The 26,179-nt window shown below is 70.6% G+C and carries 22 protein-coding genes; 8 read left to right on the top strand and 14 right to left on the bottom strand.

The window, feature by feature from the left end:
- Positions 1 to 11 precede the first annotated feature (11 nt).
- Positions 12 to 329, bottom strand: a complete 318-nt coding sequence (locus ABZ911_RS20175; RefSeq protein WP_358057516.1) for a DUF5709 domain-containing protein — start codon at positions 327 to 329, stop codon at positions 12 to 14.
- Positions 330 to 361: 32 nt separating this feature from the next.
- Positions 362 to 1,831 carry a gamma-glutamyltransferase gene (locus ABZ911_RS20170; RefSeq protein WP_358057513.1) on the bottom strand — a complete coding sequence of 490 codons (1,470 nt, stop codon included), beginning with the start codon at positions 1,829 to 1,831 and terminating at the stop codon, positions 362 to 364.
- A gap of 179 nt (positions 1,832 to 2,010) precedes the next feature.
- Here ABZ911_RS20170 and ABZ911_RS20165 point away from each other — a divergent pair, with 179 nt between their 5' ends.
- On the top strand, positions 2,011 to 2,517 hold the full coding sequence (locus ABZ911_RS20165; protein ID WP_358057510.1) for a hypothetical protein: 507 nt from the start codon (positions 2,011 to 2,013) through the stop codon (positions 2,515 to 2,517).
- A gap of 4 nt (positions 2,518 to 2,521) precedes the next feature.
- On the opposite strand, the gene ABZ911_RS20160 is transcribed toward ABZ911_RS20165, so the two are convergent.
- The 5 genes from ABZ911_RS20160 to ABZ911_RS20140 all read right to left on the bottom strand — a co-directional run bounded on the left by ABZ911_RS20160 (position 2,522) and on the right by ABZ911_RS20140 (position 8,693).
- Positions 2,522 to 3,289, bottom strand: a complete 768-nt coding sequence (locus ABZ911_RS20160; protein WP_358057507.1) for a hypothetical protein — start codon at positions 3,287 to 3,289, stop codon at positions 2,522 to 2,524.
- Positions 3,289 to 5,421, bottom strand: a complete 2,133-nt coding sequence (locus tag ABZ911_RS20155) for a hypothetical protein (RefSeq protein WP_358057504.1) — start codon at positions 5,419 to 5,421, stop codon at positions 3,289 to 3,291. The genes ABZ911_RS20160 and ABZ911_RS20155 overlap by 1 nt, the downstream gene beginning before the upstream one ends.
- A complete protein-coding gene (locus tag ABZ911_RS20150) occupies positions 5,418 to 6,128 on the bottom strand; it encodes a hypothetical protein (RefSeq protein ID WP_358057501.1) in 711 nt (236 codons plus the stop codon). Before ABZ911_RS20150 ends, ABZ911_RS20155 begins: the two co-directional genes overlap by 4 nt.
- Before the next feature lie 69 nt (positions 6,129 to 6,197).
- Complete coding sequence (locus ABZ911_RS20145; protein ID WP_358057498.1) at positions 6,198 to 6,890, bottom strand: Crp/Fnr family transcriptional regulator; 693 nt, start codon at positions 6,888 to 6,890, stop codon at positions 6,198 to 6,200.
- 69 nt (positions 6,891 to 6,959) lie between these two features.
- On the bottom strand, positions 6,960 to 8,693 hold the full coding sequence (locus ABZ911_RS20140) for an ABC transporter ATP-binding protein (protein ID WP_358057495.1): 1,734 nt from the start codon (positions 8,691 to 8,693) through the stop codon (positions 6,960 to 6,962).
- 52 nt (positions 8,694 to 8,745) lie between these two features.
- Here ABZ911_RS20140 and ABZ911_RS20135 point away from each other — a divergent pair, with 52 nt between their 5' ends.
- Positions 8,746 to 9,177: a MarR family transcriptional regulator gene (locus ABZ911_RS20135; RefSeq protein ID WP_358057492.1), complete on the top strand. Its 432-nt coding sequence runs from the start codon at positions 8,746 to 8,748 to the stop codon at positions 9,175 to 9,177.
- Here ABZ911_RS20135 and ABZ911_RS20130 read toward each other — a convergent pair.
- Both ABZ911_RS20130 and ABZ911_RS20125 read right to left on the bottom strand, forming a co-directional pair.
- Positions 9,120 to 10,181, bottom strand: coding sequence for an amidohydrolase family protein (locus ABZ911_RS20130; RefSeq protein ID WP_358057489.1), 1,062 nt, complete (start codon positions 10,179 to 10,181; stop codon positions 9,120 to 9,122). The genes ABZ911_RS20135 and ABZ911_RS20130 overlap by 58 nt on opposite strands.
- A gap of 59 nt (positions 10,182 to 10,240) precedes the next feature.
- A complete protein-coding gene (locus tag ABZ911_RS20125; protein ID WP_358057486.1) occupies positions 10,241 to 11,380 on the bottom strand; it encodes a helix-turn-helix domain-containing protein in 1,140 nt (379 codons plus the stop codon).
- A 107-nt stretch (positions 11,381 to 11,487) separates the two neighbouring features.
- Here ABZ911_RS20125 and ABZ911_RS20120 point away from each other — a divergent pair, with 107 nt between their 5' ends.
- Together ABZ911_RS20120 and ABZ911_RS20115 are read left to right on the top strand one after the other, a co-directional pair.
- A complete protein-coding gene (locus tag ABZ911_RS20120; protein WP_358057483.1) occupies positions 11,488 to 13,584 on the top strand; it encodes a M6 family metalloprotease domain-containing protein in 2,097 nt (698 codons plus the stop codon).
- A gap of 59 nt (positions 13,585 to 13,643) precedes the next feature.
- Positions 13,644 to 14,936, top strand: a complete 1,293-nt coding sequence (locus ABZ911_RS20115; protein WP_358057480.1) for a transposase — start codon at positions 13,644 to 13,646, stop codon at positions 14,934 to 14,936.
- A gap of 38 nt (positions 14,937 to 14,974) precedes the next feature.
- Here the strand turns inward: ABZ911_RS20115 and ABZ911_RS20110 are convergent, their stop codons facing one another.
- Positions 14,975 to 15,721, bottom strand: coding sequence for a hypothetical protein (locus tag ABZ911_RS20110; protein WP_358057477.1), 747 nt, complete (start codon positions 15,719 to 15,721; stop codon positions 14,975 to 14,977).
- A gap of 238 nt (positions 15,722 to 15,959) precedes the next feature.
- Here ABZ911_RS20110 and ABZ911_RS20105 point away from each other — a divergent pair, with 238 nt between their 5' ends.
- Positions 15,960 to 18,515 (top strand): tetratricopeptide repeat protein, encoded by a 2,556-nt coding sequence (locus tag ABZ911_RS20105; RefSeq protein ID WP_358057474.1) that lies wholly within the window; start codon positions 15,960 to 15,962, stop codon positions 18,513 to 18,515.
- Here the strand turns inward: ABZ911_RS20105 and ABZ911_RS20100 are convergent.
- Positions 18,496 to 19,368 (bottom strand): hypothetical protein, encoded by an 873-nt coding sequence (locus ABZ911_RS20100; protein ID WP_358057471.1) that lies wholly within the window; start codon positions 19,366 to 19,368, stop codon positions 18,496 to 18,498. The two genes, ABZ911_RS20105 and ABZ911_RS20100, sit on opposite strands and share 20 nt — an antisense overlap.
- A gap of 100 nt (positions 19,369 to 19,468) precedes the next feature.
- On the opposite strand from ABZ911_RS20100, the gene ABZ911_RS20095 reads away from it, so the two are divergent.
- On the top strand, positions 19,469 to 20,260 hold the full coding sequence (locus ABZ911_RS20095) for a tyrosine-protein phosphatase (RefSeq protein WP_358057468.1): 792 nt from the start codon (positions 19,469 to 19,471) through the stop codon (positions 20,258 to 20,260).
- An 11-nt stretch (positions 20,261 to 20,271) separates the two neighbouring features.
- Here the strand turns inward: ABZ911_RS20095 and ABZ911_RS20090 are convergent, their stop codons facing one another.
- Positions 20,272 to 21,318: a Gfo/Idh/MocA family oxidoreductase gene (locus ABZ911_RS20090; RefSeq protein ID WP_358057465.1), complete on the bottom strand. Its 1,047-nt coding sequence runs from the start codon at positions 21,316 to 21,318 to the stop codon at positions 20,272 to 20,274.
- Between the two features lie 37 nt (positions 21,319 to 21,355).
- Entirely contained in the window at positions 21,356 to 22,267 is a 912-nt protein-coding gene (locus ABZ911_RS20085; protein WP_358057462.1) for a PAC2 family protein, read from the bottom strand.
- A gap of 116 nt (positions 22,268 to 22,383) precedes the next feature.
- Between ABZ911_RS20085 and ABZ911_RS20080 the strand changes: the two genes are divergently transcribed.
- Together ABZ911_RS20080 and ABZ911_RS20075 are read left to right on the top strand one after the other, a co-directional pair.
- Positions 22,384 to 22,776, top strand: coding sequence for an ankyrin repeat domain-containing protein (locus tag ABZ911_RS20080; RefSeq protein WP_358057459.1), 393 nt, complete (start codon positions 22,384 to 22,386; stop codon positions 22,774 to 22,776).
- Positions 22,777 to 22,839: 63 nt separating this feature from the next.
- Positions 22,840 to 23,844, top strand: coding sequence for a hypothetical protein (locus tag ABZ911_RS20075; RefSeq protein WP_358057456.1), 1,005 nt, complete (start codon positions 22,840 to 22,842; stop codon positions 23,842 to 23,844).
- 7 nt (positions 23,845 to 23,851) lie between these two features.
- Here ABZ911_RS20075 and ABZ911_RS20070 read toward each other — a convergent pair whose 3' ends face one another.
- The gene (locus ABZ911_RS20070) at positions 23,852 to 25,894 is read right to left on the bottom strand and encodes an AAA family ATPase (protein ID WP_358057453.1); all 2,043 of its coding nucleotides are present in this window, start codon (positions 25,892 to 25,894) and stop codon (positions 23,852 to 23,854) included.
- Positions 25,895 to 26,179: the final 285 nt, after the last annotated feature.

The following is a 26,179-nucleotide window of genomic DNA, read 5'->3' as shown; positions in this document are numbered from 1 at the left end:
GGCGGCGGGTGTCACCGGTCGCGTTCGATGTGGATGGCCCGCTCCTCCGCGGACAGGTCGCCGTCGTCGGCCCCCAGGTCGTCGCCGACCTCCTCGCTCTCCAGGTCGGGCCCCAGCCCCTCGTCGGGGGCCACCAGGCGGTGCCCCTCGCGCGGCACCCGCCGTCTGCCCTCCGGAGCCTCCCGCCAGAGCCGCTCGTCCAGGGTGTCGGAGTGGGACGGGTCGTCCTCGGCGATCTCGTGCTCGAGACCGAGGTCGTCGGCCCACTCCTCGACCTCGATCCCCTGCTCGTCGCTCAGGCCGTACCGGTCCGGTGGTTTTTCGGTCATGTGTGCTACTTACCCGGGAAACGACCGAAATCTCATCTTCCGGCGGCGGCACCGATCAGCGAGCGCGGATCGGCGGCCCCCGCGAGCACACCGGAGGGCAGCACGTCGATGAGATGCGCGTGCCCGAACCCCGAGCCGTACGGCCTGGCCGCGACGGGATGCCCGAGCGCGCCGAGCCCGCCGGCCCACGGGGCGCCCTCCTCCAGTTCCAGCACCGTCTCGTCGGGGGCGTCCCAGGTGTCGAAGCCGGTGCCGCCGGTGCCGAGCTTCCAGCGGGGCGCGGAGATCGCCTCGCCGGGGGCCTGGCCGTGGCGGAGCAGGCGGGTGATGACCTGCAGCAGGATCTGCGGCTGGGCGTCGCCGCCCATGGTGCCGACCACCGAGCGCAGCGAGCCGTCCGGCCTGGTGATCAGCGCGGGTGTGAGCGTGTGCGGCGGGCGGCGGCCCGGGGCGTACTCGGCCGGGTGCCCGGTAACCAGCGAGAAGCCGATGCCGCGGTTGTGCAGGTTGATCCCGGTACGCGGCTCGAACAGCAGGCTGCCGAACCCCGACGCGTTCGACTGGATCAGCGAGACGCCCATCCCGTCACCGTCCACCGCGCACAGGTACGTCGTGTCGCCCGCCTCGGTCAGCCCCCGTACCCGCAGCCTGCCCGTGGGATCGATCAGCGCCCGCCGCCGCGCGATCTCCGCGGGGTCGAGCAGGTCTCCGGCGTTCTCGTGCAGGACGGCCGGCCGGTCGTACCCGGCGATCCGCGCCGCCTCGGCCAGCAGGTGCGCCCAGGCGGGGTCGTCCGGCGAGCCGGGCAGTTCCAGGCCGTCGGTGACGCCGAGCGAGAGCAGCAGCAGGTAGCCCTGGGAGTTGGGCGGCATCGACCACACGTCGTGCCCGAACGCGCCCACCCGCAGTGGCTCCACCCAGTCGGCCAGCGGCTTGGCCAGATCGGCCTCGGTGTACTCACCGGCGCCGAGCGCGACCAGCCCCTCCCCGAACTCGCCCTGGTAGAAGCCTTCCCGCCCGCCCGAGGCGACGGCTTCGAGGGTACGGGCCACGCCGGGCCTGGCCATCACGTCACCCGCCGCCCGCACCTGCGCGAAGTCGCCGCCTCCCGGCTGCCCGGCCACCGCCTGGGCGCCCGGCGCCAGCAGGGGTGAGGCGGCGAAGCCGTTCCGGGCCAGCCTGACCGCCGGTTCGACGAGCGTCGCCAGGGGGAGCCTGCCGTACCTGTCGTGCAGCGCCAGCCACCCGTCCACACAGCCCGGCACCGGCACCGACCGGATGTCGTGCAGATGCGGCATCCGCTCGTGCCCCTCCGCCCGCAGCCGCCCCGCGTCGGCCCCCGACCCGGCCCGGCCGGAGGCGTTCAGCGCGGTGACCCGCTCTCCGGCGTGCACCAGCGCGAACAGGTCACCTCCGAGCCCGCACATGTGCGGCGCGGTGACGGCCAGGACGGCGTTGGTGGCGATGGCCGCGTCGGCGGCCGACCCACCACGCTCCAACATCGCGACCCCGGCGGCGGAGGCAAGATGATCAACACTACAAACCATGCCAGAGCGGGCGTATCGGGTGTTCTGCACTCCCAGAGCGTACTCAAGACCTACGGCACGGACCCAGATATATCCGAGGCCCACCGATCGCCGCCGTGGTCAGCTTGACGGAGACCGCGAAGGGAGAACCACTGGTGAGAACCCCCGCACGCCTGACCCCCGCCGATTCCCTGTCCGTCGCCCTGACCGAACTGGCCACCTTCAACGGGTACATCCAGCAAGCCGAGAGCAAGGTTACGACGATGGTGACCGTCCACCTCGGCGCCACCGCCCTGGCGGCGGCCCAAGCGGGTGAACTGACGCCTCTGTGGGCCGCTGGTCTGCCCGCCGCCGGAGCGGTGGCGGCTTTGCTGGCCGCGTTCGTGGCGGGCTTCCTCACCGCCGGCCACCACCTGCTCCGCGCGCTCAGACCGGATCTTCGCGCCCCGGAGCGCGGCGGTCACTTCGGGCTCGTCCGCCCGACCGGCACGGCACGCCATCCCGCCAACGTCGCGGAACAACTGGAGGAGATCCACCTGCTGGTCGAGGTCCTGCGCGAGGTGGCCCTGCACAAACACCGGCGGGTACGGCGGGCAATGCCGTGGATGGGCCTCATGCTGGCGTCCCTGGTCGGCTGGATCGCCTTGGGCGCCATCCTGTGACGGCTCACACGGCGAGCTCCTCGGAGGAGAACAACGGGTCCGACTCCAGAGCGGGGACGTCCACGCCGAGTTGCTTCAGGGCGTGCCGAAGCACACCCTCGCTGGCGATGACGAGGTCGTAGACCCCTGCCCCCTTGTGCGCGGCGGCCATCTCGTTGACCAGGCGGATGAGCCGCTCGGCCCCCGCCTGACGCTCGTCCATGAGCTCACTGAGGATGACCGCCGCGTCGTCGGTTCCCTGTGCCAGCCGTACGGCGTAGCGGGCGATCCACCGTTCCTTGGCGGCTGAGAGGAAAGCCTCGCCGACCTCACTCACCTCTGCCAGCTTCCGCAGCCTGAGTATGTCCGCCTCCGCCTTCGCCGAGATCTTCTGCTGCTCGACCAGGGCCTCGCGCTGGACCTCGCGGATCTCCTCGGATACTCCGACCTCGACTCGCACCGACCAGCGCTCGCGGAGGGCTTTGTGGCCGGCGAACCTGCGGCGTAGCTCTTCGTTGGCGGCGTTCTCGGCCGAGGACGGGGTGAAGGCGGAGTGGCGGCGGCACACCTCGCGCACCACGCTCCGGACGAGACTGTGCGCGATGGCCGTTTCCTCCATGAGGTCCACCCAAACGCCCCCGTGGTGCCTCTTCCCACCGGCGAGCGAGGTGCAGTGCGCGACGACCGCGAAGACGAACGCCTCGCCCAGGGCCGGAGTCTCGAAGGTCATCTCCGACTCGGAGTCGGGACACTCAGCGAGCGTGTTGTCCACGCGCCGGACGAACCAGTTCATCATCGATCTCCTCGTTTCAGCAGGTCGCGGAGAGCCGCGCGTTGCTCAGTGGTGATGACGCCGCGGGCTTGCCACGCACGCGCCTGGAGTTGGAGCGGCTGACCGAGCCGCGGACAGCGGACCATGACAGTTCCGAAGATCCCTTCGATGATCGGCCAGCAGACAGTCCGCCCTGCCCAGTGGGTGAGAAGGTCCCATACCGGAGGTGTGGGCGCGCGGCGGGGATCAATACGGAACGAATGCGACCAATCGAGCGCGTTGCACCACAGAGCGGCTAGTTCCGCGTCACGACCGGTGTCGATGAGCGCGGGTCGGATGGCCAGGTCTTCGGGGACGTAGGCAAGCGACCGCAGGGCAATCGCGGCAGTGCGCTGAAGCGCGAGAGACTGGGAGTTCGCCCACCGGTGGATCTCGTCCACGACCTGGTCTGCCGTGGACGCGGTGTACACCTCCGCGACGGCTCTGCCGACGAGCGCGTGGAGTTGCTTGTTCGCGTAGCGCTCGACGATCTGGCGGAATGCGGGCAGCGCTTGTTCGATCGCCAGCACGCCGATCTGCGAGCCGTAGGTCATGGCCGCGGTGATGCGCTGGTCCTGATTGCCCGACGCCCAGCATGCCAGTAGCCTGTGCGCGCGCTCGTGGAGTTCGGCGTCCAGAGCCCCCACCTCGAGGGCGGCCATGGCGAGTCTGCGGCTGCGGGGGCTCTTCGACCACGGTTCCAGGAACTCCGCCTTGACGGCGTCGAAGTCGCACGTCGCGAGCTTGCCGACGGCCTGCGCCGCGCGTGTGGCCGTGTACTCGTCGTCGTCTTCGGTCAGCTCACCGAGCCAGGTGTGCAGCAACCCCCGCAGTGCGGGCGCCTCCTGCCAGGCCACCTGGAGGATCTGGGCCTTGATCTCGGGACTGAGCCACACACGATAGCCGTCGCCCGCCGCGGAGGGCGGTTCGGTCCGCACGCCGTAGCCGAACCACTCCCGCAGCGGTTCCCAGATCTGCGGCCCCGGACGCCGCCTCTCGTTCTCCTGCTCGCGGACCAGGCTCTCCAGGCGCAGCGCGGCCTTGGACACCTGCGTCTCGCTGAGGTTGTAGAGGACACCGCCGCTGATGAGGAAGCAGCGGCCAAGGTCGGTCTTGCTCTGCAGCAGAGCCTCGCGCAGGCGCTCGCGAGAGTCCTGTCGCTGCGCTCTCAGGATCGCGCCCACGATCCCCTCGACCTGGGCGTCTCCCGCTTCCCTGTTCTTGAGCCCGTGGGCGAACTCGCGGGCCAGTTGCCTTGCCTGACCGAGGGACCAGCCGTCCAGCAAGTCCATCAGCTCCGTCAGGTGGGAGTCGAGGTCGCCGGCCTTCCAGATGCCGTCGTGTTCCAACCAGGCGCGCAGTACCGCCAGCGGTTCGGGAGGGTCGTGGACGACGACACAGCCGCCGGCGGTGTACTCGTCGGTCACGAGTACCACGATGCGGCACTTCGCCTCATGGGCCGCGGACTGCAGGCGGGCAAGAACGTGAGCCGGGTCTGACAGCCACGGCTGCTGGCTCGCGTCGAAGAGGAACGCCCGTCCTCCTGACAGGTCGGCACCGGTGAGTTCATTCGTGTCGGCGCTTGTGTTGATCATCGCTGGCGGCGTGCCGGAGCTGCCCGCCCAGGTGAGCAGTGCGGAGTAGGCGGTCGTGCTCCGGCCGGAATCCGGTCGGCCCCTGAGCAGGACGACCGGATCATCCGCGAGCAACTCGATCAGCCGGGACAGGGACCGCGTCGGCGCCGTGTGCCGCGCCAGCTCTTTGATCTTCCCGGGGGTCAGAGGCGTGATGAGCTGCGCCGGTTTACCGGAGAAACCGAAATTCTGGTTGATCGTCTGATTGCCGTAGGTGGCGGTGTTGGAACCCGCTCCGGCGATGTTGTACGACGGCACCAGGGAGTACAGCCCGTCGATGCGGAACTGTCGTTGCCGGGCCGCGTCCTCCGGCGATAGCTCGTCAAACACCTCCACCTCCGGCGCTGAAGCGGCGGCGGGCGGCTCGTCCGGGGCCTCGGGTGAAGGACTCGGAGGCGAAGAACCATCCGAAGGGCCGTCAGGCGGCGTTTCAGGCGCAGCGGGAGGTTCGCCCCCATCATGGGGGGCTTCGGCGCTCATGACCGGAACGTCTGGTGGTTGGTCTGGTCGCCGTGCACCGCCACATTGCTTCCGGTCCCGCTGAAGTTGTACACCGGGCCGGCCGCTCCGCCCGGCGGATTCGCGGGCGGAGCGGAAGCCAGATCGAGAGCATGGACGTTGTGACCGGGAAGGTGAAGGTAGGCGACGTAGCGCTGGTTCTTCTCAGCCACGTCGACACGGCGGAACTGGTCGCGTGGCGGCCCGCCAGGCCGCTGCCCCACGTAGTCGGCGAACACCCGGTCAGAGATGATCACGCCCAGCCACGCCTCCGGGCACGCGGCCAGCGCGGCCCGCAGCGACTGCGCGCCCACCAGTCGGTTGGTCTGTACGGCGTGGTCCCCGGGATAGCCGTTGGGCCCGTCGAGCTGGATCGGTCCCTCGTGGACGGACAGCCGCATCCGCACCCGGAACGTGGCCGTCTGCTGCGCGGCCACGGCCTCGGCGAGAGCGGTGATGAACGCCCCCAGCACGGCGTACCGGTCGGTCGAGACGGGGAGCACCACGAATTGCCCGTCCCCTTGCGGCTGGCATTCCCACTCGGGGAACGCGAGCTTCGCCGCGGTCGCCGCCTGGGTGAGCGAGCTGACCAGAGCCCACTGAAGCCTGTTCTGGTCGCTCCCGTTGCGGTCGCTGTAGCGCTCGATGTCGGTGCCGAGCATCATCCTGTGCTCGCTGCGCGGCTCCATGGGATCACCCCTCTGTGTGCGCGGATGGAGACATCCACAGTGGGGCTGTTCATCGGCCTCCGACCCGGATTAATCCGGGTCGGAGGCATACGAGGTGAACGCGGTCAGCCGGCGCGCGTCGGTGATGACCACCCGGCGGGAGCCGCGTTCGACCAAGCCTGCGCGGCTGAGCTCACGCAGGGCCTTCTGCACGGTCGCCTCCCTGGCTCCGATCAGGCCGCCCAGCTCCGACTGCGTCAGCGGCACACCGATGTCCAGACCTTCGGCGGTCTGCACACCGTGCCGGTGGGCCAGCGACAGCAGGACCCGGGCCAGGCGAACGCCCGCGCCGTACCCCGCGACATCGAGGCGGCGCTCGTTCGCCCAGCGCAGCCGATCACCGACCAGCCGGTTGAGAGCCAGGCCGGCCGCGGGGGAGCGGCGGACGAAGTCGAGGAAGACCGGGCCCTTGACGACGACGGCGGTCGTCCGGCCACAGGTGGTGACCGTGGCCGAGTGCGGCGCGTCGGCCATGGCGGCCATGTCGCCGATGACGTCCCCGCGCACCCGTACGGCCAGCAGCGTCTCGATGCCGTTCTCGGATCTGCCGGTCACCTTGACCACCGCCCTCAGCAGGAGGAAGACGGTATGGCTCTGCTCGTCCTGGGAGATGAGCTCGTGGCCGGGGCCGTACCCGACGGTGGTGCCCAGGGAGAGCAGCCGGGCACGGGCGTCTTCGGGCAGGTACCAGAGAAAGGTCGAGACAGGATAGTGGCCCGCCATTCCGTGCCCTTCGCAGACTCCGTCGTCACCGCGAATATGACATCGGGCGAAGGATTCATCAACGGACTGTCAGGCCGGGATGAGTGGCTGGTCGCGGCTCACCAGAGCGGCGTAGTGGCCGGCTTGGGAGAGTAGGGTCTCGTGGGTGCCGGTTTCGGTGATGCGGCCGTGGTCGAGGACGACGATCTGGTCGGCGTCGCGGACCGTGGACAGGCGGTGGGCGATGGTCAGCGTGGTGCGGCCCTCGGACAGCGTGTCCAGGGCCTCCTGGACGGCTCGCTCGGTCTGCGTGTCCAGCGCGCTGGTCGCCTCGTCGAGGATGAGCACCGGCGGGTTGCGCAGCAGTGTCCTGGCGATCGCCAGCCGCTGCTTCTCGCCGCCCGAGAAGCGGTACCCGCGCTCGCCCACCATGGTGTCGTACCCGTCGGGCAGGGAGGCGATGTGGTCGTGGATGCGTGCCGCCCGAGCCGCCGCGACCAGGTCCTCGTCGGTGGCGTCCGGCTTGGCGAAGCGGAGGTTGTCGGCGATGGAGGCGTGGAAGAGGTAGGTCTCCTGGGAGACCACGCCGACCGTTTCGGCCAGCGTCTCGAAGCTCAGCTCCCGTACGTCCACCCCGTCGATGGTGACCCGGCCGCCGGTGACGTCGTACAGGCGGGGCAGCAGGTAGCTCAGTGTGGTCTTGCCGGATCCGGTCTCGCCGACGATGGCCAGGCTGGTCCCGGCGGGGACGGAGAGGTCGATCCCGTCCAGCGCGGGGGTCTCGCCGTAGGAGAAGGAGACGTTCTCGTAGCGGACCTCGCCGCGCACCGGGGGGAGCGTGCGCGTGCCGGGGTGGATCTCGACGGGCAGGTCGAGGTACTCGAAGATGCGGCCGAACAGGGCCAGTGAGCTCTGTACGTCCACGCCGAGGCGCAGCAGCGAGACCGCCGGCCGGAACAGGCTCATCTGCAGCGTGGTGAAGGCCACCAGGGTGCCCACCGAGATCGCCCCGGTGAACCCGACCGCCCAGTAGATGAGCGCGGGCATCGCGGCCATGATGATCTGGATCGACGACTGCCGCCAGCGCCCGGCCATGCTGGAGCGCACCTCCAGGTCGGCCAGTTCGCCGGAGCCGTCGGTGAACCGCCGGGTGAGCTCGGGCGCGCGGCCCATCGTCCGGCCGAGCAGGATGCCGCTGATCGACAGCGACTCCTGGACCATGGAGGAGAGCGCGGCCATCTTGCGCTGCCGCTCGGAGGTGATCCTCCTGCGCTCCTGGCCGACCTTGCGACTGATCCACACGAAGAGCGGCAGCAGCAGCAGGGAGACCACGGTCAGCCGCCAGTCGAGCGCGAGCATGGCCGCGATCGTGGCGATCACGGTGGTCAGGTTGGAGACGATCGAGGTGGCGGTCGAGGTGACCACCGACTGCATGCCGCCGATGTCGTTGGCGATGCGCGACTGCACCTCACCGGTGCGGGTGCGGGTGAAGAACGCCAGCGACATGCGCTGCAGGTGGCTGTAGACCGAGGTGCGCAGGTCGTGCATGACCCGCTGGCCGACGGTGGTGGAGACGAGCGTCTGGATCACGTCGAAGACGCTGGTGGTGACCGCGACCACGATCATGCCGGCCGCGAGCAGGGTGAGCAGGACGGTGTCCGCGGTGGGGATCGCGACGTCGAGCACCTCCCTGAGCAGGAAGGGCGAGGCCAGCGAGACCAGCGACGACAGCAGGATGAGCCCGCCCACGAGGGCCAGGCGGCCGCGGTACGGGCGGAAGAGGGCGATGATGCGCCGCAGGGGCGCGCGGGGTTCGTCCGTCATGGAACTCCTTTCTGATGTTCACTCAAACAGAGTGTGCCTCATAATTGTTCCCATGGAAGACATCGAGCTCTCCGAGCTCTTCCACCGGGTGACCCGCAGCCTGCGCCGGGGCTACGTCGACCAGCTCGAACCGCTCGGGCTCACCCCCGGCCAGGCCCGCGCGCTGCGCGCGGTGATCGTGGCCGAGCGCCCACTCAGGATGGTGCGGCTCGCCGAGGAGTTGCGCGTCGTGCCCCGTTCGGTGACGCCGCTGGTCGACGCGCTGGAGCAGGCCGGGCTGGTCAGGCGGGAGGTCGACCCGGCCAGCCGCCGGGCCACCCTGCTGGTGCCGACGCCCGAGGGGGAGCGGGTCTACGAGCGGGTGCGCGAGGCCCGCAGGCGCTCGGCCGAGCGGGTCTTCGCGGTGCTGACCGGCGAGCAGCGCGATCAGCTTCGCGACCTGCTGCTGATCCTCGACGAGGGCGCGGGCGAAGGCGGGGCCTGAGCACCGGCGAGCACGGTGCCGACGCAGCGCCCGTGGTCGAGCAGGGCCGCGTACGGGCCGCGCCCGCGCGCCTCGAAGATCGCCAGGTCGGCCCTGCTGCCGGGACCGAGCGTGCCGATCCGTCCCGGCCCGGTGTCCAGGCCGAGAGCCCGCGCGCCGCCCAGCGTGGCCGCCTCCACCAGCGTCCGGTCCAGCGCGGCCGTCCGCACCCCGCGCGCCCGCGCGTGGTCACGGATCGCCCTGGCCAGCGCCAGCGGCGGAGTACGGCCCGCGCCGCTGCCCAACGCGATCCGATCGCCCTCCTCCAGCAGCGCCAGCACGTCGCCGGGGCTCAGCATCGGCGGCTTGATCGCCACGGTCGCCCGGCGCAGCCGCAGCAGCTTGCGCTCGCCCGGATCGAGCGGCCCGCCGCAGGCCACATGGCAGTGCGGCCCGAGCGCGCCCGCCTCGTCGAGGAAGGCGGGGGAGTGCCTGTCCACATCGGCCAGCAGCCGCAGCCCGAACGTCCTGGCCAGGATCGCCACGTCCTCCAGCACGTGCGGGTCGGGCGTGTGCAGCGCGAGGCCCAGCGCGCCCGGATGGTCGGTCTCGCGGAGGGCGGTGATCAGCGCGTCGCGGTCGTGGTCCTCCCACGCCCGCTCGCCGGTGGCGCGCACCTCCAGGTAGGCGATGCCGCCGTGCGGGTCGCAGTCGTGCGGGTCGGCCATCACCCCGGCGGCGGCGGTCACCCCGTGCGCGAGCGCGCCCGGCCACGGCGCCACCTGGAACGCGTCGACCAGGCCCGGCGCGATCACCCCGGTCCAGCGCCGCTCCTCCTGGACGGGGAAACAGGCCCGGAGCTCGGCCCACGCCCCCACCTGCAGCACCTTGTCACCCCTGACGGCGACGGCGCCGTCCCGGATCGGCGGCGCGGAGATGGGCAGCACCAGCGGAGCGGAGTGCAGGACGACCGGAGCGGGCGCGCGGGCGCCCAGGCGTTGCCCGGAACGCGGCGCGGACGGCATGACGGCTCCCGTCGGATCTTCTTCTGTGCGATTAAACGGCAGCGACCGGCGCCTGGCAATCACACGCGCGGGCGATAGCGGCCGGACAGCCGGGCCAGCTTGAGGCTGAGGTGCAGCGACAGCCGCTCGCCGCCGTCCTTGAGATCGGTGTCCGCCAGTTCCTCCACCCGCTGCAGGCGGTAGTAGAGCGAGGTGCGGTGCAGCCTCAGCAGCCGCGAGGTGGCGACCGCGCTGCCCGCCAGGTCGAGATAGGCCTCCAGCGTCTCCAGCAGCGGCAGGTGCTGCTCGTCGGTCAGCATCCGCTCCAGGCCCGGGTGCAGCTCCATCGCGGGCACCTGCGCCAGCAGCCGGTAGACGCCCAGCCGAGACCACTCCACGGTACGGCCGAGCCCTGGCACCCGCGCGGCCACCTCCGCCGCCCGCAGCGCCTCGGCGTACGACTCGCCCGCCTCGGCCAGTGATCGGCGCGCGCCGCCCACGCCCACCACCACGGGCGCGGCCACCGCCGCGTGCAGGTCGTCGGCGTGGACCAGGGCGCCGGAGGTGAGCAGGACGCCGTGGTCGTACCTGACCAGGTGCAGCGGGTGGTGCCCGGCCAGGCGGCGCCGTACGGCGAGCAGTCCCTGCTCCAGCGTGAGCCGCAACGGCTCGCCGGGCTCGGCCGCCGACCTGGCGACCAGCACGCGCACCTGCTCGCCCTGCGGGAAGGCGCCCGCCTCGATGAGTGTGCGGGCCGCCTCCGGCTCGCCGCGCAGCACCCCGGTGACCGCCTCCAGCTCGCGGTGCGAGGCCAGCCCGGTCGCCACGCTCTCGTGGTACAGCGCCAGCGCCAGCGGGGGCGAGCTGGCCGAGGCCAGCGCGATCTCCGCGTCGGACATGGCGGGCTCGGCGTCGATGAACCACAGGAACCCCAGCAGCCGCCCTTCGTGCCGGACGGGCACGCACACCCGGGGCAGCAGCCCCATGGCCGACACGCCCGGGGTGCGCAGCGGCACGACGCTTTCGTCGATCCCGGCCGAGCGCAGGAACAGCCGGACCTCGGGGGTGGTGTGGCGGCGCAGGATGGAGTCGCGGCGGACCTCGTCCATCGCGCCGTCCTGGGTGCTGTAGGCCACCACGTGCTGGCGCCGGTCCTCCAGCAGCAGCGGGCGGCCCAGCCGCGCGGCGAGGTCGTCCACGGCCCGTTGGAGATCAGCCACAACCCGCCGTCCTATCTGGACTTTTCATCAGATGTCGTAACTGAAGGTACGAGTCTTCCCTACAACTGATCGATGATCTCCGTCAAGGGCGTCTATAGCGTCCAATCGTGACTCTCCCGAAGAAGCTGCTGAAGGGACTGCTGGCGGCGCTCGTGCTGATCCCGGTGGGCCTCTCGGCCACCCCCGCTTCCGCAGAACCGCCCTCGGACCCCGAACACCCCTGGCGCTACAACCACTGGCCGCAGACCCAGCCCTGGCAGCAGGACGCCGCGCCGGACGCGGCCCTGCGCGGCCGGCCGGCCACCGCCAAGCCGATCGACCCGCAGAACTGGAAGAACCCCGACCACATGACGTGGGCGGACTACAAGAAGATCCCCGACACGAACTGGGCCGACCCGAGCGTCAAGGGCTCCAAGCGCACCTTCAAGGGCGCGCTGGTGCTGCTGGACTACCCCAACCAGCCGTTCGTCGTCACCCAGCCGCAGGGCTCCACCGTCTTCAAGAACCCCGCCGCCACGGCCCACGACATCCCGCGTGACCAGGTGGCGAAGTTCTACCAGGACTTCCTCAACACCCCGAACGAGGTCAACCGGGGCCACACCATCCACGAGTACTGGATGGAGGACTCCGGCGGGCGCTACGGCGTGGACCTGACCGGGTACGGCCCGTACACCATGGCGGGCAAGGACCACGAGTACGCCATGGAGTACCAGCGCGACGCCTGCCCCGCCGGCGACACCTGCACCAAGAACCTGCGCACGGACGGCAACGCCGCCTGGATCGCCGCCGTGGGCGCGGAGGAGGCGGCCAAGTACGACTTCGTCTTCTACCTCAGCGCCGGCCAGGACGAGTCGTCCACCTGGCAGGAGTTCGGCATGATGAAGTTCCCCACCAAGGAGGAGGTCACCGACGAGTTCGGCCCGGACGACCCGAACCTGCCCAACTGGTCCAAGACCCGGTACGTGGACTGGACCTCCTGGCAGGCCGGCTCCACCTTCTGGCCGAACGCCCGCTTCGGCGTCGACTCCGTGCAGGCCGAGAGCTCGGGCATGGGCGTCTACGCCCACGAGCTCAGCCACATCATGGGCATCGCCGACAACTACAACAACCCGTACGGCGTGCCCGCCCGCCGCGCCTACACCGGCATCTGGGAGATGCTCAGCCGGGGCAGCTTCAACGGCCCGGGCGGCCCGCACAGCCGCTGGCTGATCCCGCCCACCTCCGGCGGCTCCATGGGCGCCCAGCACATGCTGCGCAACAAGATCAAGCTGGAGATGGTCGACGAGAAGAACGTCCTGCGCCTGTCGCGTGAGGCGCTCGACGAGTCCGGCCTGGTCACCGCCAAGGTGATCGCCCGCGCGGTGGACCCCGGCGAGAGCGGCCTGGCGGGCGTCAACGTCTCCTTCGACACCGGGGACAAGTCGCCGGCCTGCAGCACCGCCACCGACCCGCTCTGCGACGGCGGCGGCTACGAGAACTACACCGTCGAGGTCGTCGACCGGATGGGCACCGACTCCTTCACCCCCGACTCCGGCGTCCTGCTGGCCAAGACCAAGAACGAGGACCGCGCTCCGTTCGAGTGGGTGGTCGACGCCAACCCGCAGGACATCGGGATGACCGACTACGTTCTGCCCGACGGCACCCAGGTCCCGATCACCGTCGGCGACTACCGCCAGCTCTCCGACGCCCTCTTCCACGCGGGCACCGACTCGGGCAGCGAGTACGAGTACGTCGACGCGGCCAACCGGCTGCACTTCTACGTCACCGACGTCAAGCGCGACCGCAAGGGCGTGCTGTCCTACACCGTGGCGATCCGCTCGCTCGACGGCGCCGGCCCGCAGAAGCGCGGCGTCCGGGTGCTGCCCGCGGTCGGTGTGCCCGCCGGCAAGAACCTGTCCACCTGCAAGTTCCCGCTGTTCAACACCGGCAGGAAGGCTCCCGCCCAGGGTCAGCACCCCGAGGACGTCAGCGCCTACCTGGGCTCCGACGTCTACCGCCTCAAGGCCGAGGTGCAGGGCCGCGGCTGGACCGCCGTGGTGCCGAACGCCCTGGCGTCGGTGGAGTCCGGCAAGCACGCCCTGGTGAGCGTGCACGCCCAGCGCGGTGACGGCGCCAGCCGCCTGGCCAAGGTCAAGCTGACCGCCACCTCCGAGTCCGACCCGACCAAGACGATGACCACCACCTGCCACGTGATCGGCCTCTGATCGCGCGGGGCCGGGGAGCGCCGCTCCCCGGCCCCGGGGCTTCACCGATCATCTACAGCGTGGATGCCCTGTCCTTCAGGTTGGGGAGGAAGCGCGGTGCTTCGGGTCACTGTGTTCTCCTGCTTTTGTCGGTGACGTTCGGTAGTTTGTTCGGCGTGTCCCGTTACCGGCTTCAGCCGACGCCTGCCCAGGAGGTGGCGCTGCTGGAGCATTGCGGGCATGCGAGGTTTGTGTGGAATCTGGCGGTTGAGCAGCACACGCACTGGCGTCCCGGCCTGAAGTCCGCGCCCGGTTTCGCCGAGCAGTGCCGCCAGCTCACCGAGGCGCGAGCAGAGTTCGGGTGGCTGCGCGCTGGGTCGATCGTCGTGCAGCAGCAGGCGTTGAAGGATTTCGCGCAGGCGTTGGCGAATTTCTTCGGTGGAACGCATCGCAGGCCGGGGTGGCGTCGGCGTGGGCGGGGTGAGGGTTTCCGGATCGTGGCGGTCAAGGTGGGTGATGTGCGCCGCGTGTCGCGCAAGGTGGGTGAGGTGAGGGTCCCGAAGGTGGGCTGGGTGCGGTTTCGCTGGTCGCGTGCGGTGCCCGGCGGGGTGAGGTCGTATCGGGTCACCCGTGACGCCGCGGGGCGCTGGCATGTGGCGTTCGCCGCGATTCCCGCACCGGTGCCCGGTCCTGGAACCGGTGGGGTTGTCGGTGTGGACCGTGGTGTGAGTGTGTCGGCGGCGTTGTCCATGGGCGAGTTGCTGAATGTGCCCGCGCTGCGCGACGGCGAGCAGTCCCGTCTGCGGCGGTTGTTGCGCGGGTTGGCGCGGGCCAAGCGCGGCTCGAACCGGCGCGGCAGGGTCAAGACGGCGATCGCGAAGCTGCGGGCGCGTGAGGTGGACCGGCGTAAGGACTGGGTCGAGAAGACGTCCACCGATCTGGCACGCCGTTTCGATGTGATCGCGGTCGAAGACCTCAAGATCGGCGGCATGACCCGTTCGGCGAAGGGCACTCTTGCCGAGCCTGGCCGAAACGTCCGGCAGAAGGCCGGTCTGAACCGGGGCATCCTCGCCAACGGGTGGGGCCTGCTCGTGGAACGGCTGGAGCACAAGGCTCCCGGCCGCGTGCAGAAGATCAATCCGCGTTTCACGTCGCAGACCTGCAACGCCTGCAAGCATGTCGCCGGGGAGAGTCGTGAGAGCCAAGCTCTCTTCCTGTGTGTGGCCTGCGGGTGGCGGGACAACGCCGACGTCAACGCGGCTAAAAACGTTCGAGACACTGCCGCAGGGCATGCGGTGGCCGCACGGGGAGGCGCCGGGTTGCCGGAGCCTGTGAACCGTGAATCTCAACGCGACCTCCTTCCCGTGGGGTAGTCGCCGTTGGAATCCCCTGCTTCAGGCAGAGGAGGATGTCAAGGATCCAGCCAGAACGACAGGAAGCCGAGGCTGAACATGATCCCGAGGATGGCCTCGACGCCGTAGACGATGTTCTGGCCGGTCGGGCCGAACAGGACGAAGGCGACCGCGGCGAGGAAGCAGGCGACCGTCAGGAGGAGGTCGACGACGCCGAGGATCAGCGCCACCACCAGACGGACCAGGAACCAGAGGAAGCCGAACCCCATCCACTTCGACATCGTCGAGTCGTCGTAGGCCCACCGCGACAGCGAGAACGGGCTGTAGAACGAGGTGTCCCAGTAGGTCTGCCAGCGTTCACCGAAGCCGGGCCGGTGCTCCTGGACGGCGATCTCGGCCTGCTTGAACTGGATGCTCCGCACGTCGCCCTCGGTGACGTCGATGAGCACCTGGCGGTCGACCACCTGGATGGTCGTCGTGCCGTTCACCACCGCGGTGAACTCGCCCGAGCCGCTCCTGAGCTTGTAGATGTGATCGAAGCCCACGTCACTCTGGCCTGGCGGGACCTCGTTGGCGTTGCGCACGATCACGTAGATGCCGTCGTCCCCGTCGTCGGGGAGCTGGTAGTCGGCGCCGATGGAGAACACGCCGACCGGGGTGACGAGCGAGGCCTCACCAGCGATCTTGAGTCCAGCAGGTCCCCATTCGAGCCGCACCGGGAGGAAGGCGGGGCGGTAGGTTCCCTTGACCTCTGTGCTGGAGCAGCCGGCGGTGGCCAGGATGGCGACGGCGAGAAGGAGCCGCACGGCTGAACGGATGTTCCAGTGCGGCCGGCGTAACGGGGGGACGGCTGCCACGGCCTTCATCAAGCTCCCTTCGGAAATGCGGGACCGACGACTAGGCGGAAAGTAGGGCGAATGGCTGGGAGGTCTCGGTCCGCGCGCTCATTCAGAGGGTCAACGCTCGGCCCTGTCCACAGGTTCCACGGGAGGGTGGCGCGAGCCGTACGCGATCAGTTTGAATCTCCTTCGGAGGGGGTGGGTGTTGGCGGGGTATACGCGGCTTCCCGATCGTGAGGGGGAGGAGGCGCCGAAGCCGAGGCGCGGGCGGGCGTCGTCGCTGGCGGCGCCGGTGGCGGCCGGGGGCGCGGCCGCCGCGGCGAGCATCCTGGCCGCGTCTCTGGAGTGGGAGCTGCCCGGCGTGGCGAAGATCGGGGTGACGCTCGCCGCCGCGCTGCTGGTCGGGCTGGCGACCTGGGCCACCACGCTGACCTCCAAGTCCGCGAAGGCGGAGGGCGCCGCCGAAGACGAGCGGCGGCCCCCTGACCAGTGGCCGCCGGTCTCCGAGCACTTCACCGGCCGCACCGAGGCCCTGGCCGAGCTGCGCAAGGTCTTCGCCGCCCGCCGCGGCTCCGGCGACGTGGCCCCGCCCCTGGTCGTCTCGGTGTACGGCAGGGGCGGCGTGGGCAAGTCGGCGCTCATGGCCAGGTTCGGCCAGGAGGCCGCCGACTGGTTCCCCGACGGCCGCCTCTACGCCGACCTGCGCGGCGGCCTCGACGCGCCGGTCAGGCCCGAGGAGGTGCTGACCGGGTTCCTGCGCGCGCTCGGCGTCCGGCTCACCACCGACCCCGGCGGCCTCGACGAGCTGCGCAAGCTCTGGCTGACCTGGACCAAGGGCCGCCGCATCCTCATCGGCCTGGACAACGCGCCCGACAGCGCCCACGTCAAGGCGCTCATCCCGGCCGAACCCGGCTGCGCGGTGATCGTCACCTCGCGGCAGCCGCTGTTCCTGCTGAACACCTACGACACCCAGCTCAGCGTGTTCAGCGAGGCGCAGGGCGTGGAGCTGCTGGCCAGGCTGGCGGGCGGCTCGCGGGTGGTCGACGACCTCGACTCGGCCAGGCAGATCGTCAAGATCTGCGACCACCTGCCGCTGGCGATCAGCATCTGCGGCGGACGCCTCGCCTCCCGCGCCTCCTGGTCGCTGCTGGAGCTGGCCGACCGGCTCACCGACGAGCGCCGCCGCCTCGACCAGCTCGAACTCGCGCCCACGATCGACACCAGCGTGCGCGCCTCGGTGCAGCTCAGCTACGACGACTGCACCGGCGTGCAGCGCCGCCTGCTGCGCCTGCTCAGCTCGCTGACCTCGCCCGACGTGCCCGCCTGGGTGGCCGGCGAGCTGCTGGACATCTCCGGCCTCGACGGCGCCGACCAGCTGGAGGCGCTGATCGACGCGCAGCTCGCCGAGTGCTCGGGCACCGACCAGACCGGCACGATGCGCTACCGGCTGCACGACCTGGTCAAACTCTTCGCCGCCGAGCTGGCCGAGCAGGACGAGGACGCCGACCGGCGGCTGGCCGCCGTCGAACGGGTGCTGGCCGGCTACCGGCGCAGGGCCGAGGCGGTGGCCCAGGGCAGGTGGCCGCAGGACTGGGGCCGCGGCGGGCGCTCCACCACCCCCGAGGGCCAGGCCTCCGCGGCCGAGTGGCTGAACGCCGAACGGCTCAGCCTGGTCGCCATGGTCAACCTGGCCAGGACACTGGAGCTGTGGGAGCCGGCCTGGGGGCTCGCGCGGGCGTTCTGCTCGATCTGCCACTCGCTGCGCGCCTACTGGTCGGACTGGCAGGCCGTCGCGGAGATCTCCTGCGAGGCCGCGCGGCGGATGGACGACCGGCGGGCGCTGGGCATCTCGCTGCTCGACCGCGCGGCCGTACTCGGCGGGTTCGGCAACCACGACGGCGGGCGCGCGGACGCCGAACGGGCCCTGGAGATCTTCAGCGACCTGGGCGAGTCCTGGTGGATGGCCCGGGCGATGCGGACCATCGGCATGACGCTGTTCGGCGCCGGCCACCTCGATCGCGCCCAGGGCGACCTGCTCGGCGCCGTCGCCGCCTTCAGGCGCGAGGACGACCCCTGGTGGATGGCCCGCACCCAGCGCAACCTGGCCGAGCTGCGGCTGGCCCAGCGCCGCCCCGAGGAGGCCAGGGAGCTGCTGGAGGAGGCGCTGGCGGTGTTCGAGCGCGACGGCAACCGCTACTCCGAGGCGCAGACGCTGCGCGTCTACGGCGAGGTGCTCGCCGCCCAGGCGCGCGGCCTGCGCAGAGACGGCGAGCTGCGCGCCGCCGGCGACGGCTTCACCAGGGCGGCGCTCAACCTCGGCAGGGCCGCGGAGATGTTCAGGCTCCGCGGTGAGCTGTGGGAGGAGGCCCGCTGCCTGCGCGCGGCCGGCGAGGTCGGCGACCCGGGCAACGGCTTACCCGAGCTGGAGTCGGTACGGCGGGCCGAGGAGATCCTGCGGGCGCTGGGCGACTCCTGGGGGGTGGCGCGCTGCGCGCTGTCGTCGGGCCGGGCACTGGCCAGGCTGGGCAGGGGCGAGGAGGCCGAGCGGGATCTGCTGCGGGCCGTCCACGCCTTCGAGGCCCTGGACGACCGGTGGCGGATGGCGTTGAGCCTGCGCTGTCTGGGGGAGGCGCACCTCGAGGCGGGCGACCGGAAGGCCGCGACCGGGCCGCTGCGGCAGGCCAGGGAGATCTACCGCAGCCTCGGCAACGAGGCGGGCATGCGCAGAACGCTCGAACTGCTCAGGAAAGCGGAGTCCTGACCAGGTGCCCGGCGGCCCGGCGGGCCTGCTCGATGCTCTCCTCGAACAGCTTGCGGACGTGCCTCGCCTGGTCGGACAGCCGCTCGATCTGCTGGCGGGCCAGGTCGTCGCGGACGGTGTCGGCGATCAGCCGCTGGTAGTCGGGGGTGCGCTGGATGAGCACCTCCAGCCGCCGGTGCGCCCGGAAGACGTCGTCGGCGCGCAGCACCTGCAGGGCGTACTCCTCCAGATGGCGCACCCGCTGCGACAGCGACGTCCAGGCCGTGTCGAGCGCGGTGGTGTACGGCTGGAACGCCTCGGCCAGCCCCTGGGGAACGTTCTTGGGAACGATCCTGCCGTGTTCGTAGTGCATCGCCGACAGCTTCGCCAGGCGCCTGGCGATCTGCCAGACCTCCTCGGGCAGCGTCACCCGGTTGTCGATCGTGTCGATCAGCCCGGCCCGGTGCACCTCCGAGGCGAGGATCGTGTCGGTGGCGTTCTGCGCCCTGCGCAGGAGCACCTGGCAGGGGTAGTCGAGATCCTCGGGCAGGACGTACCTGCCCGCGTGCTCGTAGGCCAGCTTCACGCGCCTGCGCGCGGTGCGGTTGGTCTCGTCCACAGCCATCCACCTCATCAGCGAGATCAGTCCCATGCACACCAAGGCGACGATCATGCCCGAGGTGCTCGTCAGCATCCAGATCAGCATGAGGAAGCCCGGGAGGACGAACAGCAGGGCGGAGTTGCGCGCGGGTTCGTGCTTGCGCCCCTGCCTGGCCATCCGCATCGCGTGTGGCGCGGCGCGCAACTGGGCCGAGACCTCCGGCGGTAGCGACGGGTCCACGACCAGCCGCGGGGGAAACGCGCGCGGATCCACCTGACCTCCTTGCCCCTTGAGACAGGTTCCCTTTTTCTTCATGCTGCGTTATGAAACGTCGATCCGCACAGATTAATGCGGATATATAGGATCGTTGCTGATGACGAACTTCACACGATGGATCGACCTGCAGGGTGCCGTCAACGTCCGCGACCTCGGTGGCCTGCCCACCGTGGACGGCGGGACCACCCGGCCGGGACGCATCCTCAGATCCGACAATCTGCAGGCTCTGACCCCCGCCGACATCGCCCTGCTCGTCGGGGAACTCAAGCTCAGGCACGTCGTCGACCTCCGCTCGGGGGCCGAGGTGTCGCTGGAGGGCCCCGGACCGCTGAACGCGGTGCCCGAGGTGAGCATCCACCACCTGTCGCTGTTCGCCGAAGGCGGCCGGCACACCGACGTCGAGGCCGACACCATCGAAGCCGACAAGGTGCTGCCCTGGCGGGAGCGGGCCGAGGACGAAGACCTCAGGGTCACCGGCTACTACTACGGCTACCTGCGCGAGCGGCCCGACTCGGTGGTCGAGGCGCTGCGCGTCATGGCCGTCGGCGACGGCGCCGCGCTGGTGCACTGCGCGGCCGGCAAGGACCGCACGGGCGTGCTGAGCGCGCTGGCGCTGGAGATCGCGGGCGCCACCCGCGAGTCGATCGTGGCCGACTACACGGCCACCGGCGACCGCCTGGAGCGGATCCTGGTACGGCTGCGCGGCAGCGCCACCTACCGCGACGACCTGGACTCCAGGCCCGCCGACGACCACATGCCGAGAAGCGCCTACATCGAGCGGTTCCTGCAGGTGCTCGACGACCGCTTCGGCGGGCCACTGGGCTGGCTGACCGCCCAGGGCTGGACCGACGCGGACACCACCCTGCTGCGCGCCCGCCTGCGCGACTGACCCGGGCCCGGTCAGGCCTGCCCGGGCCTGACCACTCGGCGCTCGGTGGCCGAGCGCCGGGCCGCCTCCAGGACCTCCAGCGCCTCGACGACCTCGGCGGGGTCCACGGGCGCCGGCCCGCCGGCCCTGAGGCAGGCCACGACGCCCTGGTAGAAGTCGAGGTAGGCCCCCGGCTCGGTGCGCACCCGCCGGTTCGACTCGGCGGTGCCCAGCACGCCCCACCGGTCCTCGGGCTCCTCGCCGAACCCGGGCTCGTCCGGCCTCGTCCCGGCGCGCAGCCGCTCCTCCTGCACGTCCATCCCCTCCTTCAGGTAGGCCGCGGAGGAGCCGAGCACCCGGAAGCGGGGGCCCAGGTGGGCGGCCACCGCGCTGGCCCACAGGTGGGACCTGGCGCCGTTCGCGTGGGTGAGCGCCAGGAAGGTGTCGTCGTCGGCGGCGATGCCGGGCCGGCGTGCGTCGCACTCGGCGTAGACGCCGGTGACCGGGCCGAGCAAGCGCAGCGCCTGGTCGACCAGATGGCTGCCCAGGTCGTAGAGCAGGCCGCCGAGGTCGTCCACGCCGCCCGCCTCGCGCCAGCCGCCCTTCGGCGTGGGCCGCCAGCGCTCGAAACGCGACTCGAACCGGTACACCTCGCCCAGCGCGCCCGCCGCCACCAGAGCGCGCAGCGTGCGGAAGTCGCCGTCCCAGCGGCGGTTCTGGAAGACGGTCAGCATGAGGCCGTGTTCATGCGCCAGCCGGATCAGCGAGCGGGCCTCGTCGGCCGTCCCGGCCAGTGGTTTGTCGACCACGACGGGGAGTCCGGCGGTGAGGGCGGCGGTGGCCAGCGGGACGTGGGTGCGATTCGGCGCGGCGATCACGATCAGGTCGCTGCGCTCCCACAGGTGGTCCGCCTCGGCCACCGTGGCGGCGCCGTACCGCCGCTCGACCTCGGCGGCGCGTTCGGGATTGCGCGTGACCACCGCGGACAGGCGCATGCCCGGCGTCGCGTGGATCAGCGGGGCGTGGAAGAAGGCGCCCGCGGGGCCGTATCCGACCAGGCCGACCCGGATCTCGCTCATCGGCCCAGCCTAGACCCCGCGGGCGATCTTCCCTGGCTCAGCCCAGGCCGTCGCGGTCGTCGCGCTCGGCCAGGAACTGCTCGAACTGGGCGGCCAGCTCGTCGCCCGTGGGCATCGGCGTCGACTCGGCGATCAGGTTCTCCCGCTCCGCGCCCCCGGCGAAGGCGTCGTACTGCTGCTCCAGGCCGCTGATCGCGGTCGACAGCTCGGTGGAGGACCGGATCTGCTCCTCGATCTCCGCCGTGGTCCGCTCGGCGGCCTCGTGCAGGCTCTCCATCGGGAAGACCAGGCCGGTGCTCCTGGTCACCGCCTCCAGCGCGGAGACCGCGCTCTGCGGATACTCCGCCTGGGACAGGTAGTGCGGGACGTGGACGGCGTAGCCCACCGCGTCGCGGCCCTCGGCGCCCAGTCGCAGCTCCAGCAGCGCGGCCACGCTGCCGGGCACCTGCACCCGGCCGAACGAGCTGGTCTGCGGGCTGATCAGGTCGGGCCTGCTGGCGTGCGCGGTGACGCCGAGCGGCCTGGTGTGCGGCACGGCCATCGGGATGCCGTGCACGGTGATCATCTTGCTCACGCCGAGCTCCTCGACGAGCGCGCCGACCGCGCGGGTGAACAGCTCCCACTCCCGGTCCGGCTCGGGGCCGCTCATCAGCAGGAACGGCGTGCCTGTCGAGTCGTGCGCGAGGTGGACGGCGAGCTCGGGGCTCTCGCAGTCGACCCACCTGTCGGTGTCGAACGTCATGATCGGCCGCCTGGAGCGGTAGTCGAGCAGGCGGTCCACGTCGAAGGTCGCCACGACCCGGTGCTCCAGCTCGGCCAGCAGGTGGCCCACGGCCAGGCGCCCGGCACCGCCGGCGTCGACGAAGCCGTCGAAGTGGTAGAGCAGCACCGGATCGGTCAGCTCGGGGGAATCCTCCGCGAGCCGGTAGAGATCCGTCGGGTCGAACACGGTTGATCAGCCTTTCCGTCGGTACTCTTTCCTGAACCTACGGCGAGCCGCAACGATTCCGTGCAGCGCACCCTATCGAGGCGGGCGAGGGTTTCGGACACGGGCACAATACGTGCATGGACACAGCCGAAGATCCGGAGCTCGAGGAGTTCGCCACCAAGATGTTCGACCTGGCTCGGGCCGGGGAGACGGAGGCACTTGCTGCCTATGTGAAGGCCGGGGTTCCGGCGAATCTCGCCAACCACAACGGTGACACCTTGCTGATGCTGGCGGCTTATCACGGTCACGCCGCGACAGTGCGGATGCTGGCGGAGCACGGGGCCGACCCGGACAGAGCCAACGACCGAGGGCAGACGCCGCTGTCCGGCGCCGTGTTCAAGAAGGAGTCGGCCGTGGTCAGGGCACTGCTGGACGCGGGAGCCGACCCCGAGGCGGGCACCCCGTCGGCGGTGGACACCGCGCGGATGTTCGCGAACGAGCAATTTCTGGCGTGGTTCCACGAGAATTAGTAGGAAATATGGTGGTTCATCTATACTGTGGCTTTTCGAATGGTCGATCGTCATGCTGGACGCGTGGCTACAACTTCTGCGCACACGTTCAGCGGTCGACCACTCCGCATCCCCTCCCTCCCCTGCCCCTTCCCCAGCGAGATCAACGTCCACGCCGACGAGGCCGACGCCGAGAGCCACGCCTGGCTCGCCGCCTCGGGCATGCTCCCCGGCCTGGACACGCTGGAGCACTTCAAACGATCCAAGATCGGGCACCTCGCCGCGCGCACCAACCCCCTGGTCTCCCGCGACAGCCTCCGCCTGATCACCGACTGGTACAACTGGCTCTTCGCCTTCGACGACGCCTTCTGCGAGGGCGAGCTGATGGGCCACCGGGCCTCCGCCCTGGCCCGCGCCCTGCCGCCGCTGCTGGAGATCCTCGACGGCCGCCGGGAACCCCTCCGGAGTGACCCTTTCGGGCTGGCCCTGAACGAGGTGCAGGCCCGCCTGGCCCAGGTGGGCACGCCCGCCCAGCTCGAACGCTGGCGGACGACGGTCAAGGAGTACCTCTTCGCCCAGATCTGGGAGGCGGCCAACCGGGAGGTCGACCTCATCCCCACGCCCAAGGACTACGTCCTCATGCGCCGCATCACCGGCGCCACCTTCACCTGCCTCGCCCTCATCGACATCGGCGGCGGCTACCGCCTCGAAGCGGAGGAATGGCACCACCCCGACGTCAGAGCCCTGTCCGACCTGGCCTGCGACCTGATCGGCTGGGACAACGACCTGCTGTCGTACGCCAAGGAGCGCGACCGGGACAAGGCCAGGCACAACCTCGTCACCGTGCTGGCCACGCACCGCTCCTACGACCTGCAGAAGGCGCTCGAAGTGGTGTCCACCATGCACAACGACACGCTCGCCGGCTTCATCGAACGGCGAGCCGTACTCGAAGGCTGGGCGTCACTGCCCGTCCGCAGGTACGTGCGCGGGCTCGAACACTGGGTGCGCGGGCACATCGACTACTCGCTGAACAGCGCCCGTTACGTGCACGCCTGGCCGAGCGACACCCGCTGGCCCGAGGCCGTCTGAGCGCGGATCACGACGGGGCGTCCAGCTCGCCGAGCGCGAGCGAGGACGCCTCGTCCAGGTCCAGCCGCGCGCCCTGCGCGAAAGCCACCAGGTACTCCTCCTCGCCGAGCAGCTTCTGGCACTCCTTGACGCACTTCTCGTGATCGGCCGTGAGGAACGGCGCGCCCAGCATCGGCAGGCCCGACGTCTTCCAGTTCTGGTGCAGGGCGCCCAGCAGGCAGGCGGCCAGCTTCGCCTGCTCCTGCGCGACGAAGATCCGGGCGGTGGTCTCCAGCGCCAGCAGCGTGCCCACCGTGTCGTGGAAGTGCCGCTTGATCCGCAGCCCCTCCTGCGCGCAGGTCAGCGCCTCGGCCGTCCGGTTCGCCGCCAGCCTCGGCAGTGACAGCGCCCAGTTGGCGTACGAGCTGACCCACAGCTCGCCGCGCTCCCGGCACACCTGCAGGCAGTCCAGCAGCAGCGACTCCGCCTCGTACAGCTCGCCCTGCGCGTTCAGCACCAGTGACAGCTCCACGATCGCCGGCAGCAGGCCGGGGTTGAGCTCCTTGTTGTCGGTGTTGAACTCGATCGCCACGCCCAGCAGCGCGCTCGCCTTCTGCAGGTCGCCCTGCAGCAGCGCCGCGGTGCCCTGCATCTTCGAGGCCAGGATCACCGCCCGGGAGTCGCCGACCCTGACCGCCTCCGTGCTGCACTGCTCGGCCGCCTGCAGCGCCCCCGCGCTGTCACCCTGCGCGCTGCGCACGTACGACAGCACCCAGAGCGCCTTGCAGCGCTCCTTGCTCGGGGTCTGGTTGGCGTGCAGGGCACGCTCCAGATACACCCGGCCCTCACGGGCGAAACCACAGCACACCCACATGAACCACAGCGACGACAACAGCTTCAGCGCCAGCAGCGACTCGCCCGGCGTGCGCAGCGCGTGCTCCAGCGCCATGCGGACGTTGTCGTGCTCCTGGCGCATGCGCACGAACCAGTACACCTGCCGCGGGCCCGACCAAGCGTCCTCGCTGCGTTCGGCCAGGCCGAGGTAGTACTCCAGGTGGCGGTGGCGTAGCTGCTCGGACTCGCCCAGCTTGTCCAGCCACTCCTCGCCGTACTCCGCCAGCGTGTCGATCAGCTTGTACCGCACGCCCGCGTGGTCGCTCCTGATCAGCAGGATGGACTTCTCCACCAGGCCGGTCACCAGGTTGGTGATCGCCTCGGACGGCAGCCGGGCGTCCGAGCAGACGAACCTGGCCGCGTCCAGCTCGAAGTCCCCCGCGAACACCGACAGCCGCGCCCACAGCAGCCGCTCGGCGGGCTCGCACAGCTCATGGCTCCAGCCGATGGCCGCCCGCAGCGTCTGATGCCGCGGCAGCGCCGTACGGCTCGCACCGGCGAGCAGGCTGAACCGGTCGGCCAGCAGCCCCAGGATCTGCTCCACCGACAGCGCCCGCAGCCGCACCGCGGCCAGCTCGATCGCCAGCGGGATGCCGTCCAGCCTGCGGCACAGCTCCGCCACCGCGCCGATGTTGTGCTCGTCCAGCACGAAATCGGGCACCACCGCGCCCGCCCGCGCGGCGAACAGCAGCACCGACTCGTTGTTGAACAGGCTCTCGTTCGGATCATCCCCCGGCACCACCAGCGGCGGCACCGGCACCACATGCTCGTACGGCAGATGCAGCGACTGCCGGCTCGTGGCCAGCACCTTCAGGTTCGGATTCGCGGTGAGTAGCTCGTCGACCAGCTCCGCGCAGCCGTCCACCAGGTGCTCGCAGGTGTCGATGATGAGCAGCATGTTGCGGTCGGCCACCCACTCCGACAGCGTCTCCGACGCCGCGCGCGACGACTGGTCGGCGATGCCCAGGGCGGAGGCGATCGTGTGCTTCACCATCCCCGCGTCCTGCAGCCTGGCCAGGTCGGCGAACCAGACACCGTCGTCGTACTGCGAGCGCACCTGGTGGGCCAGCCGGAGCACCGTGCGCGACTTGCCGACACCGCCGATTCCCGTGACGGTCACCAGGCGTGACTCGGAGAGGTGGCGTTTGAGGTTGGCGAGCAGGCGGGTGCGACCCACGAAACTCGTGAGCTCTGCGGGTAGATTGCCTTCGCGACGCCAACCTGTCGGGGTGGCCATGGGCAGCCTCACGGGGGGTAGCCGACACCTGCATCTCACGTTGCGCGCGCCGTCGCCGACCCGCTGATTCACTGTACCCCGGGCGACTATCACTGTCCTTTGTGCCGCACATGTACGGGGCAACCGTTTCCCCCTCCAGGTAGCAGCCCCTCCACCCCTTTTGACATAACCGGAACCCCAATAGGGGGCATTGGGGTGAATCCACATCCGCGCGCGTCGCCCAGA

Source organism: Nonomuraea sp. NPDC046570 (assembly GCF_040645915.1).
Lineage (GTDB): Bacteria > Actinomycetota > Actinomycetes > Streptosporangiales > Streptosporangiaceae > Nonomuraea.
Note: the sequence above shows the minus strand (reverse complement) of the source record. Positions and strands in the feature narration are given on the sequence as shown.

Bases quoted from the DNA above. Each gene is read 5' to 3' on its own strand.
- ABZ911_RS20175 (WP_358057516.1), bottom strand. From the start codon at position 329: ATGACCGAAAAACCACCGGACCGGTACGGCCTGAGCGACGAGCAGGGG.
- ABZ911_RS20170 (WP_358057513.1), bottom strand. From the start codon at position 1,831: ATGTTGGAGCGTGGTGGGTCGGCCGCCGACGCGGCCATCGCCACCAAC.
- ABZ911_RS20160 (WP_358057507.1), bottom strand. From the start codon at position 3,289: ATGAACTGGTTCGTCCGGCGCGTGGACAACACGCTCGCTGAGTGTCCC.
- ABZ911_RS20155 (WP_358057504.1), bottom strand. From the start codon at position 5,421: ATGAGCGCCGAAGCCCCCCATGATGGGGGCGAACCTCCCGCTGCGCCT.
- ABZ911_RS20150 (WP_358057501.1), bottom strand. From the start codon at position 6,128: ATGGAGCCGCGCAGCGAGCACAGGATGATGCTCGGCACCGACATCGAG.
- ABZ911_RS20145 (WP_358057498.1), bottom strand. From the start codon at position 6,890: ATGGCGGGCCACTATCCTGTCTCGACCTTTCTCTGGTACCTGCCCGAA.
- ABZ911_RS20140 (WP_358057495.1), bottom strand. From the start codon at position 8,693: ATGACGGACGAACCCCGCGCGCCCCTGCGGCGCATCATCGCCCTCTTC.
- ABZ911_RS20135 (WP_358057492.1), top strand. From the start codon at position 8,746: ATGGAAGACATCGAGCTCTCCGAGCTCTTCCACCGGGTGACCCGCAGC.
- ABZ911_RS20130 (WP_358057489.1), bottom strand. From the start codon at position 10,181: ATGCCGTCCGCGCCGCGTTCCGGGCAACGCCTGGGCGCCCGCGCGCCC.
- ABZ911_RS20095 (WP_358057468.1), top strand. From the start codon at position 19,469: ATGACGAACTTCACACGATGGATCGACCTGCAGGGTGCCGTCAACGTC.
- ABZ911_RS20090 (WP_358057465.1), bottom strand. From the start codon at position 21,318: ATGAGCGAGATCCGGGTCGGCCTGGTCGGATACGGCCCCGCGGGCGCC.
- ABZ911_RS20080 (WP_358057459.1), top strand. From the start codon at position 22,384: ATGGACACAGCCGAAGATCCGGAGCTCGAGGAGTTCGCCACCAAGATG.